The sequence below is a fragment of the Streptomyces sp. NPDC056734 genome (assembly GCF_042790455.1).
Lineage (GTDB): Bacteria > Actinomycetota > Actinomycetes > Streptomycetales > Streptomycetaceae > Streptomyces.
Genome location: NZ_JBHTZD010000020.1, coordinates 1 through 13,291, shown reverse-complemented (window position 1 = coordinate 13,291; position 13,291 = coordinate 1). Strand labels below are relative to the sequence as shown.

Sequence of the window (13,291 nt, the reverse complement as noted above, 5' to 3'; positions counted from 1 at the left end):
CATGGCCGACAGGTGCTGTGCCGGGCGGGCAGGTTCGGCGGATACGACCCGTACCGGTCGAGCGCGTTCGGCCGAGTGGCCTCGTATCGGTCGGGCACGCCCGGCCAACTCGCCTGGCATCGGTCGAGCACGCCCGGCCGACAGGCCCCGTACCGGTCGGGCACACCCGGCCAACTCGCCTCGCACCGGTCGAACACGCCCAGCCGACCCGCCCGGTGCTGGTCGGGCACGCCTGGCGGACACGTCCCATAGCCGTCGGGCATGTGACGCCGAAACGCCCCATAGCCGTCCGGCACATATGTCGGGGTCACCACGGGGCCTCCGTGCCGGCGTGGGATGAGGCGCGGGTGAGGGTGCGGGAGGCGTGGGTGAGGAGGGTCAGGGTCGCCGTGCCGCAGATCAGGATCGGGACGCTGCCCGGTCCCCAGGTGTCGACGAGGGTGTCGACCGGGAGGGAGAGGAAGTCGCAGCCCGGCAGCCGGGCGGCGAAGACGGTGGCCAGGGCGAGGGCCTCGGCGCTCGCGGCGGCGGTGAGGACCATGGACGGGGCGCGGGTGAAGCCGTGGAGGTGCAGAAGGCGGGCGAGCAGGAGGAGGGCGCCCAGGCTCAGGGTCTGGAAGAGGGCCGCCGGTTCGTCCAGGACCCGGACGGAACCGGCGGCCAGGGCGGCGAGGGCACCGACGTACAGGGCGAACGTGCCGAGCAGGAGTGGGCGTACGGAACCGGCGAACTCCGCCAGGCCGCGGCTGGCCGTGAGCCTGCGGCGGGCCACGGCGGTGAAGAGGTGGGTCGTCCAGGCCGCGGGTGCGCAGGCCAGAGCGAGGGCAAGCAGGGGCGCCGTGGCCACCGGCCAGGAGTCTGCGGCGGCGCCGCCCGGGAGGGTGTCCGGGCCCCCGTGGACCGCGGCTCGGAGCAGACCGTCGCCGAGGACGGCGTACGCGAGGAGCCAGCAGGTCCAGATGCCGGTGGACCGGGAGGGGCCGGACCGTTCACGGCGGATGCCGGTGGACCCGGAAAGGCCAGACCGATCACGGCGGATGCCAGTGGACCCGGAAAGGCCAGACCGATCACGGCGGATGCCAGTGGACCCGGAGAGACCAGACCGATCACGGCGGATGCCAGTGGACCCGGAGAGACCAGACCGATCACGGCGGATGCCGGCGGCCCCGGAGAGGCCGGACCCTTCACGACGGATGCCGAGCGGGCCTCGGGTCAGGGCCGCGCGCAGGGCGAGTCCGACGGCGAGGACACCGGCCGCGGCCACGAGGAGCCGGTTCTGGCCCTCGGTGAACCGCAGCCCGACAAGGGTCGCACCACACAGCGCGCCCGGCAGCAGTGTGCGGATCACCCACCCGGCCCGGACCTTCGGCGGCGCCGGAGCCTCGGCGCGGGGGCGGGCCTCACCGTCGCGGGGGACACGGGCGTACATCTCCTCCGCGAGGGAGAAGACGTCCCGGTGCAGGAAGCGCGCCGCCGTCCGGTCCGTCACACCGTGCGCCTCCAGTCCGGCGGCGATCTCCAGGGGGTCGACGGCCTGCTCGCACAGTTCGCGGTGACGGTGCATCAGGGCTTTGACCGGATCGGCGGCGCCCCGGCGGGGTACGGCCGTTTCCCGGGGGAAAGGCAGCGGGTCGCTCACCCGTGGGGCAGCGCCGCCGGCCACGTCCACCGAGGCCCAGGAGCGTGGGGAACCCGCGTGGTCCGGTGCCGCCGGCGAATCGCCCGGTACCGATGCTCCGAGCCCTCCGTCTCCGTCGCCCACCCATTTCTCCGACCGCGTGTCCCAGGCCCCCGGGCTGCTGGGCGTCCCCGGCCGATCCAGCCCGTTCAATTTGCTCAACCCGTTCAATTCGCTCAACCCGCCCAGTTCGTTCAATCCGCTCAGTTCGTTCAAGCCGCTCATCCAGCCCCCTCCCCCGCACGCGTCATCACGGACGCCCGTACCGGTGGGCCCGCCGCCCATGACGGGAGGGCGCGGGGCGCGGTCGCGCGGGACGGGCCGGTCCAGTGGCCGGGGACATGGGCCTCGGCCGGGTAGGCGAACGGCAACGGCTCGCCGGTCGCGTCGAGGACGACACGGCGGACCGGGGACTGGGCGACGGCCTCCAGGTAAATGCCGTGAAATGCCGTGATGTTCTGCTCGACGCTGAACAGTTCGAGCGCCCGGGCGCGCGCCGCCTCTCCCAGGCGTGCACGGCGCGCGGGGTCATTCAGCAGCGCCACGCACGCCTCTGCGAGCGCCCGCGGATTGCGCGGCGGCACCACCAGCCCCGTACCGCCGATGACCTCGACCACCGCGCCGACGTCCGTCGACACGGTGGCCCGGCCGCTGAGCATCGCCTCGACCAGGCTGAGCGGAAAGCCCTCGACGACGCTGGACAGCACGACGACCGCGCCGGAGGCATAGGCCGCGGCCTGGGTCGGGATCTCCGGACCGCCGATCTCCTCGAACGACACCGGGTTGTCGCCCACGGCGTGCGGCCCGGCCGCCTCGTCCGGGAACAGTTGTGCGGCCAGGGCCCGGCAGTGCGACCGGTAGGCCACGCCCTCCGCGTCCGACGGCGCCCCCACCACCCGTAGCCGGGCCTGCGGTTCCGCCCTGCGGACCTCCGCGAAGGCATGCAGCAGGGACACCAGGTCCTTGGCCGGTTCGACCCGGCCGACCCAGACCAGCGTCTTCGGATCCACCGCCCCGCGCACACCCGACCTCGCCCCCGCGCCCGACCCAGCGCCCGGTGTCGCGCCCGAGCGGCCACCTCGACCGCCCCCGGCCCGCTCGCCGCCCTCACCACCCCTACGGCCCTCACCACCCCGACGGCCTTCGCCACCCTTACGGCCTTCGCCACCCTCGCCGCCCTCGGCAAAAGCCGCCGCATCCATCCCCGGATAAACGATCCGCAACTTCCCCCGCTCCGCCCCGCACCGCTCCTGCCAGCGCCGCGCATGCGCGTTGCCATGGGTGACCAGGACGGCCCGGCGGTACACCTCCGTCGCCAGCCGCCCGTGGAAGGCGGCGAGCAGGCCCCGTACGGCAGGCGCCGCCGCGTCGGCGCCGGAGGCCAGGTAGTGGGTGCGCAACGGCACGCCATACTCCGTCACCACCAGCGGTACGCCGGTGAAGTGCCGGGCCAGCAGCCCCGGCAGCGCGCCGATGCCGCCGGACGCGGCATGGCACAGGTCGACCGAGCCGAGTGCGTCGTCCTCGTACCAGTCGAGGGAGAGGGGGCGCAGGGCTCGTTCGAGGTGTGCGGCGACGGTCAGGAGATCCGGCACCCGCGCCTCGCGCGCCGGGTGCGGTGCGCCGGGCGCACGGCAGGCGCGCTCCAGGGCGCGTACGGCGGCCTCCGAGCGGAGCGCGCCGACCAGCCCGCCCTCGTCGTGGGCGAGTTCCGCGAGCCCGTACAGCGCGTAGGCGAAACGGTCCGCCTCAAGCGCGAAGGCGGACGAATCACCCCGACCGCCACCCCCACCGAGGCCCTCGGCAGCACCCCCGACGCCCTCGGCACCCCCAGCACCCCCAGCACCCCCGCCACCCCCGCCAGCGCTACCGCCACCCCCGGCACCCACCCCCACCCCCTCCACACCCCCGGCGCACAACCCCCGCGCCAGCTCCCCATACGCCTCCGCGAACCGCCGGCGCGCGCGCCGCCCGTAGCCGACCCCGTCACCCTCGGCCGTCCACAGCGGCGCCGTCCGCACCAGGCCGACCTGGGGCGGCAGCGAGAGCCGGCCCTCGTCCTCCTGACGCTCGGTGCGGCTGAGCGCGTAGACATGGAACTCGTGCTGCGCGAGCCCGCGCACGAGCCGGTCGCACCAGAGCCTGGCGTCACCGCTCACATACGGATAGCCACCCTCCGTAAGCAGTCCGATGCGCATGTGTCCACCCCCGATCTCCCGTATAGGAAGCCGCCCTTGCCCCGGCGGCTCACAGCGGGACGAACGTATGCGGACAAGGCGGTGGCGCGACGGACGGTTGTCCATCGCGCCACCAAAAGGGGTGAACGGTCGTAACTTTCCCGTGCGGATCGCGTTCGATCGCGCTAGGCGATCATTCGACTACCCATCGCACGCGCGATTCCCGACGTCCCCCGACGTCTCCCACGCCTCCCCACGCCTCCCGGCGCCTCCCGGCGCCTCCCGTCATCTCCCGGCATCGCCGGGATACGGCCACGGATTGGGCAGACACCGCACCCCGTCGTACTCCAGGAACTTCGTCTGCTGCTGCATGACCGGCGCGAGATCGCCCTTGCTGTCGCAGGTCACATGGGTGTAGCCGAGCCGGTGGCCGACCTCGTGATTGATCAGCATCTGCCGGTAGGCGAGGATCTCGTCGTCGCCGTACGTCTCCGCCCCCTGCGCCCAGCGATACGCGTTGATCATCACCCGCTCGGTGGAGGCGGAGTCGCACGAGACATTGTCGATGGTCGTGTCCAGCCCGGACTGGGCACACCAGTCGGCGGTGGTGCCGGGACTGGCGAGCGTGATCACGAAGTCCACCGAACCGGAGTGCACCCGCTCAAACGTACGACCGCCGTCGTGCGCCCAGCTCCGCTCGTCGTTCAGCGTCCGGTGCACGGCCTCCGCGAACAGCTCGGCGTCGAGCCCGAGCCCCTCCTCGACATCGACCCGGTAGGTGTACTGCTTCCCCGTGCCCGGCGCCTGCTCGATCCCCTCGATCGCCTCGAAGGTCCCCGGCCCGGCCAGCGAAGCGCTCAGCGGGTAGATCTTCGACATCTTCTGCTCGTACGTCAGCGGCACCGGGCTCGGCGACTCGGACGCCGTCGGCCGCCCGTCCCCGAGCGCGGCCCCGTCCCCGTCGTCCCGCGCCTGCTCGGCGGCGGACTGCGACTGTACGGAGGTGTCCACGCCGCCGTCGCGGACCTGCCCGGCGACCACCACGGCCAGCACGGTCGTCACCGCGAGGGCCGCGATCCCGGTGAAGGTCCGCCCCTTGCCGCCCTTGGCCCGCTCGGGCACGCCGACCGGCGGCGCGTCCTCGTCCGGCTGCCGGGGGTCGGTGAGCAGCCCGACCCGCCCGCGCGGCTCCGTCTCCCACTCGGTGACGGAGGCGTACGGGTCGTCGGGGCGGCCCTGCTGCCGGGCGGCGAGGACGTTCTCGCCACCGTCGAAGGCCTCGACGTAATCCTGCCGGGGACCCGCCGGCGTCGGCCGCTGTCGCGGTATGCCACCGCCACCAGGACCCGCGGAGGCACCGCCACCGGTCCCCCGCCCCCGGAACTCGCCCCAGCCGCCCCCGGTCTCATGCTGCTCGGGGTGCCCGCCCCGCACCGGCGACGTGCCGCGCGCCGGAGTGCCGTCCGGCAACGGGTTCGCGCCGTGCGCCGGCGTGCCATCGGGGAGGCGCGGAAAGCCGTGCGCGGGCGTGCCGTCCGGCAGCCGGGGAAATCCGTGCGCCGGGGTGCCGTCGGGCATCCTCGGAAACCCGTGCGCCGGCGTACCGTCAGCGAGCCTCGGCCCACCGGCCCCGGGCATCCCCGGCCCTGACGCCCCGGCGGCGGACGTTCCGTCAGAAAAACCCGGGCCCCGATACCCCGTTCCGGGCACGGCGGCGGGCCCGGCCGCCCCCTCGGCCCGCGCCGCACCGGTAGAACCGCGCGCCGACTCGGCCCCCGCCCCCCGGCGACGGCTCCCGGTGTCCGCGGCGTCCCCCTTGGGGGCGGGCCCACGGCGACTGTGGCGTCCCACGTCGCGCCTCAGCTCCCTGTGTTCGTCTGCGTCACTGACCGGGCTTCCGTCGTCGATGTCTACGTTTCTTACGGCGTCTGCTGTCTACGTCTTCTGCTTGCCTTCTGCTTCAGCTGTCTACTGCCTCTGCTCGTCTTCCGCGTCCAGGTCTGGATCTGCGTCCAGACCTGGATCTAGGTCTCAGCACCCTCCGAGACCTGAACGCCCTCCGCGACCTCCGGGCCCTCGGCGACCTCCGAGCCCTCAGCGACGGACCTCGCATCCGTACCCGTTTCCGCGGCGACATCCCGGAGCAGTTCGCGAAACGCCGTGGCCACCGTCTCCGGATACTCCATCATCGCCACATGCCCGGCGTCCGGCAGCGACAGCAGCCGGGAGTCGCGGAAGGCGCGGGCCGCCTTCTGGGCCATCCGGAAACCGACGAGCTGATCCCGGCCGCCGTAGACGAGCAGCGTCGGCGCGAGGACCCGTTCGGCCTGCCGCCAGAGCCCGTGCTGGCCGCCGAGCGTGTACGCGTCGACGATACCGCGCGCGGAGCGCGCCATCGCGTCCCAGAAATACGGCAGTTGGAGCCGTCGTTCCATCTCGTCCACGGCGTGCTGGAACCCCTCGGACGTGACCCGTCCGGGATCGCCGTAGCACAGCGACGTCACCCCGCGGACCCGCTGCTCGGCGGTCCAGTCCTTGGTGAGACGGGTGAACAGCCCGACCACACCGGGCAGGGCGAGCAGCGCGGTGGGCACCGCCGTGCGCTGGACACGCAACTCCGGCAGCGCGGGCGAGATCAGCGTCAGCGTACGGACGAGATCCGGGCGCACGGCGGCCACTCGGGTGGTGACCGCTCCGCCGAGCGAGTTGCCGAAGAGATGGACGGGGCCACGCGCGGCGGCGTCGAGATGGCGGATGACCGCGCGGGCGTGCCCGGTGACCGAGTAGTCGCCGTCGTCCGGCGGCGGGGAGTCCCCGAACCCCGGCAGATCGAGCGCCTCGCCGTCCACCGTGTCGTCGATCAGCTCCATCAGCGCCGACCAGTTCTGCGAGGAACCGCCCAGTCCATGCACGTACAGCGCGGGCGGCAGCCCCTCGCGCCGCGCCGGCCTCGAACGGACCGTCAGCGAGATCCCCGGCAGCCGCACCGACCGCAGCCGCTCACCATCGGCGATCCTGACGGGTGCCACCTTCGGAAGCACGTTGGCCGACACGGACGGCAACTCGGTCGAAGACATGCGGCAATGTTACGAGACGATCACGTACGGGTTCATGTGTTCGCCCTCACAAGTCCGCCCTCGCCCCTCCGCCCGCCCCGACCCGCACCCCTTTTCCGGACGCGGATCGCATAGCGTCCGGAGAGGGTGTCTCCTAGGCTCATAGGTGGAAGGGAGCCTGCCATGGCCGTCGATCCCACCGACCCCGAGACGTTCGTCGACGAGGACGCACAGAACGGAGTGGAGTACGACGTCGAGGCCCCGGACGCCGACACCGCCGAGCAGCACGCCACGCTCGCCCAGGACCGCGACGATCCGCTGACCGGCGCGACCACCGACGAGGCGGACGAGGGAGACCTGGCCGAGCAGGCCCGTGTGGTCTCCCTGGACGAGGACGACTACCGCTGACGGAACAGAACAGGACGGGACAGAACGGGTTGTAACGGCACCCGGCGGACGGCACGGGACGGCACAGGACGGCACGGGACGACACCGCCAGGCACCTGTCGACCTCCTGTGGACCACGCGCCACCCCGCCCGCTTTCACCCGCCCGGACCGTGTTCAAGCCCATACGCACGGCTTTCAAGACAGTCCGGTCCGTGAAATTCTGCGCTCGCACCGCGCACACCACGGTTACCGAAAAGTACGATGGCCGCGCGGCGGCACACCGCATATGGACGATTTTGGGAGGCGGCGTGACAGCCATCGAGCAGACAGAGGCGGCGCGCCCGCGGGGCACTCGCCTGCCGCGCCGCGCACGACGGAACCAGCTGCTGGGCGCCGCACAGGAAGTCTTCGTGGCGCAGGGTTACCACGCGGCGGCGATGGATGACATCGCCGAGCGCGCCGGGGTCAGCAAACCGGTCCTCTACCAGCACTTCCCCGGCAAGCTCGACCTGTACCTCGCCCTGCTGGACCAGCACTGCGAATCCCTCATCCAGGCCGTACGGAACGCGCTCGCGTCGACCAGCGACAACAAGCAGCGGGTCCGGGCGACCATGGACGCCTATTTCGCGTACGTCCAGGACGAGGGCGGCGCCTTCCGGCTGGTCTTCGAGTCGGACCTGACCAATGAGCCGGCCGTGCGCGAGCGCGTCGACAAGGTCACCAATGAATGCGCCGAGGCCATCTGCGACGTCATCGCCGAGGACACCGGGCTGTCCCGGGCGGAGTCGATGCTGCTGGCCTCGGGCCTCGGCGGGCTCGCCCAGGTCGTGGCCCGCTCCTGGCTGCACAGCGACCGCAGCGTCCCGCGCGACCAGGCGGTGCAGCTCCTCACCTCGCTGGCCTGGCGCGGCATCGCCGGCTTCCCGCTGCACGGCAGCGACCAGCCCCAGCACTGAGCCACCGATACCGGACCCCGGCCATTTGTTCCCACCCCGCCGCTCGCCCCTGTTCGCTCCTGGCGTGGCAGGGCGGAGCGTACGGGTCCCCTCACCGGGCTAATGTGTGCTGCGTACGGCGCGGAAGGTCGCGCACATTTCTGACCGTCGGAGGGACATAGCCGTGGAGGTCAAGATCGGCGTGCAGCACGCGCCCCGCGAGATCGTTCTGGAGAGCGGTCAGACCGCCGAGGAGGTCGAGCGTGTGGTCGCCGAGGCGCTGGAGGGCAAGGCTCGGCTGCTGAGCCTCGTGGACGAGCACGGCCGCAAGCTCCTCATCCCGGCCGACCGACTCGCGTACGTCGAGATCGGCGAGGCGGCCCCGCGCAAGGTGGGCTTCGGCGCGCTGTAGTCGCCACCACGCACGGCCACCACGCACGGCCACTGCGCACGTCAGCAGCACGTCAGCAGCACACCAGCAACACACCACTACGCACACCAGGGCCGGCGGGCCCGACGAACATCAATGGGCCGGTGGACCCGCGGTCGAGCACCTGCGGATCCACCGGCCTTTGACGTTCTTTCAGCTGCTCGCCCGCCCCACCTGCGCCTCCACATCCCCACCACAGTTCATCCACAGAGGAGGATTGCATTCCGCAGGTCAGGGGTAAGACGGGCTACGACCGTTTAGGGCAGGACGGCCGGGTGGGAGGAACCCCGACATGGTCTTGGAAGCGATCAGTTCCGCGGTGCTCGGTCTGGCCCTCGCGTGGGCGGCCATGAGCCGGCTCCCGCACCGTCTGCCCGCCCGCCGCGTGGTCCTGTCGACCGGCGTGGCCGGCTCCCTCTTCGGCGCCTTCGTCACCCACAGCGCCCTGGAGACGGGCAGCCTCCTGCTGATCCTCACCGGCTCGGTGATCGTCTCGGCGGCGTCCGTCTCGCTGCTGCTCCGCCCGACGGGCAGACTCCGCCGCCGCTCAGCACCGGCGTAGTACCGACGTAGTACCGGCACAGCGCGGGCAGGACACAGGCGGACCCACCGGGCCACCGGGCCGATACGCCGCCAAGCCGATACGCCGCCGCGCCACCCCCTACGCAGCCAGCCCCAACGCCGCCATCCGCTTCGTGTGCGCCTCGGTGATCCGCGAGAACATCCGCCCCACCTCCGCGAGGTCGAAGCCGTCCGCCACCCCGCCCACCAGCATGGTCGACAGCGCGTCCCGCTCGGCGACCACCCGCTGGGACTGCGACAGCGCCTCCCCCATCAGCCGCCGCGCCCACAGCGCGAGCCGCCCGCCGACCCGCGGCTCGGCGTCGATCGCGGCCCGTACCTTCTCCACGGCGAAGGTCGCGTGCCCGGTGTCGTCCAGCACGGCCAGCACCAGCTGCCGGGTGTCGGAGTCCAGCCGGACGGCGACCTCGCGGTAGAAGTCACTGGCGATCGAGTCACCGACGTACGCCTTGACCAGCCCCTCCAGCCAGTCCGAGGGCGCGGTCTGACGGTGGAAGCCGTCGAGCGCGGCGACGAACGGCTCCATGGCCTCCGTCGGCTCCGCGCCGATCTCCGTCAGCCGGTCCCGCAGCCGCTCGAAGTGGTGGAACTCGGCCGACGCCATCTTCGCCAGCTCCGCCTTGTCCGCCAGCGTCGGCGCCAGCTTGGCGTCCTCGGCGAGCCGCTCGAACGCCGCCAGCTCCCCGTACGCGAGGGCGCCCAGCAGATCCACGACCGCGGCCCGGTACTGCGGCGCGGCGGCGACGGCGGCCGTCCAGTCCTGGGCGGCGACGCCGGTGTGTCCGGCGGCACCCGCGGACGGATCACCGGACGAGGCGGCGCGGGAAGAATCGGAGACTGCGTCGGAGACGTGATCGGACTTGTCAGCGGAGGTCATGCAGCGCACAATAGCCCGCTCCTCGCATGACGGAACCCCCTGGCCAGCCATGGTGAGAACCCGCGGAAACCCCCGTACGAAGGCCCCGACACACGCCTCTCGCACCACCACCGCATCACCCCCCTGTGAACGCCCGGGTGAATGTGACGACGGCAACGTGACCGAATCGGCCATCACGTGTGCGCCATTCCGGGGTATGGTGGTAATGCGCCTGCTGAGTATCCAGCCGTCATACGACGTCCTCGCTCGACGGGCCGCACGTATGAGGATGCCCGGTCGGTGGCCCGATCGGCTCCGACCCGACAGCTCTCCCTGACCGTACGCGTTCCCGCGTACGACGATCGGAGGGAACCCTCAGCGGTACGAGCGCTAGAGCGTCGGCAGAGGTCCCGTGCCCTACGGCTCGCCGTACGGCAGCCGACGTCCCCCGGCATGGTCAAGCACGACCCCCGCGCTCGCCTCGCACCGCGCACACAGAAGAGGCAAAACCCTGACTACGTTCCGAGAGCTCGGGATCCTTCCCGAGACCGCCGAAGCCCTTGAGGCCGTCGGCATCGTTTCCCCGTTCCCCATCCAGGAGATGACCCTCCCCGTCGCCCTCTCCGGCACGGACGTCATCGGACAGGCCAAGACCGGCACCGGCAAGACGCTCGGTTTCGGTCTGCCGCTCCTTGAGCGCGTCACCGTCCCCGCCGATGTGGAGGCCGGACGCGCCACCCCCGATCTACTCACCGACGCCCCGCAGGCACTGGTCGTCGTCCCGACCCGCGAGCTGTGCACCCAGGTCACCAACGATCTGCTGACCGCGGGCAAGGTGCGCAATGTGCGCGTCATCGCGATCTACGGCGGTCGTGCCTACGAGCCCCAGGTCGAGGCCCTGCGCAAGGGTGTCGACGTCGTCGTCGGCACGCCCGGCCGGCTGCTCGACCTGGCGGGCCAGAAGAAGCTCGACCTCAAGCACGTCAGGTCCCTGGTCCTGGACGAGGCCGACGAGATGCTCGACCTGGGCTTCCTGCCCGACGTCGAGAAGATCATCAACATGCTTCCGGCCCGGCGCCAGACCATGCTGTTCTCGGCGACCATGCCGGGCGCGGTGATCGGCCTGGCCCGCCGGTACATGACCCAGCCCACGCACATCAGCGCCACCGCGCCGGACGACGAGGGCGCGACGGTCGCGAACACCGCGCAGTTCGTCTACCGCGCGCACAACATGGACAAGCCCGAGCTGGTCGCGCGGATACTCCAGGCGCAGGGCCGGGGCCTGGTCATGGTCTTCTGCCGCACCAAGCGCACCGCGGCCGACCTCGCCGACCAGCTCAAGCAGCGCGGCTTCGCCTCCGGCGCGGTCCACGGCGACCTCGGCCAGGGAGCCCGTGAGCAGGCGCTGCGCGCGTTCCGCAACGGCAAGGTGGACGTCCTCGTCTGCACGGACGTCGCCGCCCGCGGCATCGACGTCGAGGGTGTGACGCACGTCATCAACTACCAGACGCCCGAGGACGAGAAGACCTACCTGCACCGCATCGGCCGCACCGGCCGCGCGGGTGCCTCCGGTACGGCGATCACCCTGGTCGACTGGGACGACATCCCGCGCTGGCAGCTCATCAACAAGGCGCTGGACCTGAACCTGGGCAACCCGGTGGAGACGTACTCCACCTCCCCGCACCTGTTCACCGAGCTGAACATCCCGGCGGGCACCAAGGGTGTCCTGCCCCGTTCGGAGCGGACCCGCGCCGGGCTCGACGCCGAGCAGCTGGAGGACCTGGGCGAGCCGGGTGGCCGCGGTCCGCGCGGCCGTGGCCCTCGCGGCGGCGCCGAGTCCCGCCCCGAGCGCGACCGCGAGCGCCCGTCCCGCGCCCCGCGCAGCCGCCGCCGCACCCGTGGGGGTACGGAGCTGGAGACCGGCCCCGCCCAGCAGCCGGCCTCCGCCCCCGCCGAGCAGGAGTCCGGCACCGGCACGCGCACCCCGCGCCGCCGTCGCCGTACCCGCAACGGAGCCGTGGCGGCCCAGACCCCGGCCCCGGCACTGACGCCGACCGAGCAGGCCGCCGACGCGGTGACGTCGGTGACGACGGCGGAGGGCCCGACCACACTCGTCGAGCCCCGGACGCCCGAGGCGGCCCAGGCACCCCAGACCGACCCGGAGGCCGCGGCCAAGCCGCGCCGCCGCCGCACCCGCAAGTCGGCGGAGGCGACGACCGCACCGGTCACGCCGATCGCACCGGCCGCGCAGACGGTGGTCACGGAGACCCCGGTGGAGCCGCAGGCCCCGGCCGAGCCCGCCGGGACCGCGCTCGACACGGCCGAGGCCACGGAGACCAGGCCGCGCCGCCGCACCCGCAAGACCACCGCGATCGCCCCGGCGACCGAGGCGGCAGACGCGGCCGAGGCGGCAGTGACCGAGGCCGCGGAGACCGCGGTCGACACGGCGGAGGGCACGGAGGCAGCGCCCAAGCCGCGCCGCACCCGCAAGACCACGGCCACGGCTGTGGAGGCCGACGCCGCCGAGGTCAAGCCCAAGCGGACCACCCGCAAGAAGGCCACCGCCGCCCCCGAGGTCACCGCCGAGGCCGCTCTCGACACCGCCGAAGGTGTCGAGGCCAAGCCCAAGCGGACCCGCAAGAAGGCCGCCGCCGCGCCCGTCGCCGTCGCCACGGAGACCCCGGACACCACCGAGGCCGAGGCCAAGCCGAAGCGCACCCGGAAGAAGGCGGCCGAGGCCGCGGTCGACACGGCGGAGGGCACGGAAGCGGCCCCCAAGCCGCGCCGCACCCGCAAGACCGCAGCCACCAGGACCACGGCAACGGAAACGGCTGTGGCGGCCCCGGAGACCGACGCCGCCGAGGTCAAGCCCAAGCGGACCACCCGCAAGAAGGCCACCGCCACGATCCCGGCGCAGACCACCGCCGAGGAGGCCGAGGCCAAGCCGCGGCGTACGCGCAAGGCCGTGGCCACGGAGGCCGACGCCGAGCCGAAGCCCAAGGTCCGCCGCACCCGCAAGGCCACGGCAGCCGCCGAACCCACGGACGGCTGACCAGCACCACCCGTATCACCGGCATCACCCGGCTCCACCCGGCGGGGGGGGCCCCCCCCCCCCCCCCCCCCCCCCCCCCGCGGCCCCCCCCCCCCCCCCCCCCCCCCCCCCCCCCCCCCCCCCCCCCCCCCCCCCCC

10 protein-coding genes are annotated in these 13,291 nt (G+C 72.8%); 5 read left to right on the top strand and 5 right to left on the bottom strand.

Annotation, left to right across the window (positions count from 1 at the left end):
* Positions 1–307: 307 nt before the first annotated feature.
* The 4 genes from ACFRFC_RS28095 to ACFRFC_RS28080 all read right to left on the bottom strand — a co-directional run bounded on the left by ACFRFC_RS28095 (position 308) and on the right by ACFRFC_RS28080 (position 6,932).
* Positions 308–1,564 (bottom strand): hypothetical protein, encoded by a 1,257-nt coding sequence (locus tag ACFRFC_RS28095; RefSeq protein ID WP_383112663.1) that lies wholly within the window; start codon positions 1,562–1,564, stop codon positions 308–310.
* Positions 1,565–1,899: 335 nt separating this feature from the next.
* Positions 1,900–3,876 carry a DUF3492 domain-containing protein gene (locus ACFRFC_RS28090; protein ID WP_382684978.1) on the bottom strand — a complete coding sequence of 659 codons (1,977 nt, stop codon included), beginning with the start codon at positions 3,874–3,876 and terminating at the stop codon, positions 1,900–1,902.
* 264 nt (positions 3,877–4,140) lie between these two features.
* Positions 4,141–5,706, bottom strand: a complete 1,566-nt coding sequence (locus ACFRFC_RS28085; protein ID WP_382684976.1) for a DUF3152 domain-containing protein — start codon at positions 5,704–5,706, stop codon at positions 4,141–4,143.
* 173 nt (positions 5,707–5,879) lie between these two features.
* Positions 5,880–6,932, bottom strand: a complete 1,053-nt coding sequence (locus tag ACFRFC_RS28080; RefSeq protein WP_382684973.1) for an alpha/beta fold hydrolase — start codon at positions 6,930–6,932, stop codon at positions 5,880–5,882.
* A 162-nt stretch (positions 6,933–7,094) separates the two neighbouring features.
* Here ACFRFC_RS28080 and ACFRFC_RS28075 point away from each other — a divergent pair, with 162 nt between their 5' ends.
* From ACFRFC_RS28075 to ACFRFC_RS28060, 4 genes are all read left to right on the top strand, one after another.
* A complete protein-coding gene (locus ACFRFC_RS28075; RefSeq protein WP_382684970.1) occupies positions 7,095–7,319 on the top strand; it encodes a hypothetical protein in 225 nt (74 codons plus the stop codon).
* Between the two features lie 288 nt (positions 7,320–7,607).
* Positions 7,608–8,255: a TetR/AcrR family transcriptional regulator gene (locus ACFRFC_RS28070; RefSeq protein ID WP_382684968.1), complete on the top strand. Its 648-nt coding sequence runs from the start codon at positions 7,608–7,610 to the stop codon at positions 8,253–8,255.
* A gap of 163 nt (positions 8,256–8,418) precedes the next feature.
* On the top strand, positions 8,419–8,646 hold the full coding sequence (locus tag ACFRFC_RS28065) for a DUF3107 domain-containing protein (protein WP_382684966.1): 228 nt from the start codon (positions 8,419–8,421) through the stop codon (positions 8,644–8,646).
* Positions 8,647–8,956: 310 nt separating this feature from the next.
* Positions 8,957–9,226: a hypothetical protein gene (locus ACFRFC_RS28060; RefSeq protein WP_382684963.1), complete on the top strand. Its 270-nt coding sequence runs from the start codon at positions 8,957–8,959 to the stop codon at positions 9,224–9,226.
* Positions 9,227–9,325: 99 nt separating this feature from the next.
* On the opposite strand, the gene ACFRFC_RS28055 is transcribed toward ACFRFC_RS28060, so the two are convergent.
* Complete coding sequence (locus tag ACFRFC_RS28055; RefSeq protein WP_382684961.1) at positions 9,326–10,123, bottom strand: ferritin-like fold-containing protein; 798 nt, start codon at positions 10,121–10,123, stop codon at positions 9,326–9,328.
* A gap of 580 nt (positions 10,124–10,703) precedes the next feature.
* Here ACFRFC_RS28055 and ACFRFC_RS28050 point away from each other — a divergent pair.
* Entirely contained in the window at positions 10,704–13,154 is a 2,451-nt protein-coding gene (locus tag ACFRFC_RS28050) for a DEAD/DEAH box helicase (protein WP_382684958.1), read from the top strand.
* Positions 13,155–13,291 lie beyond the last annotated feature (137 nt).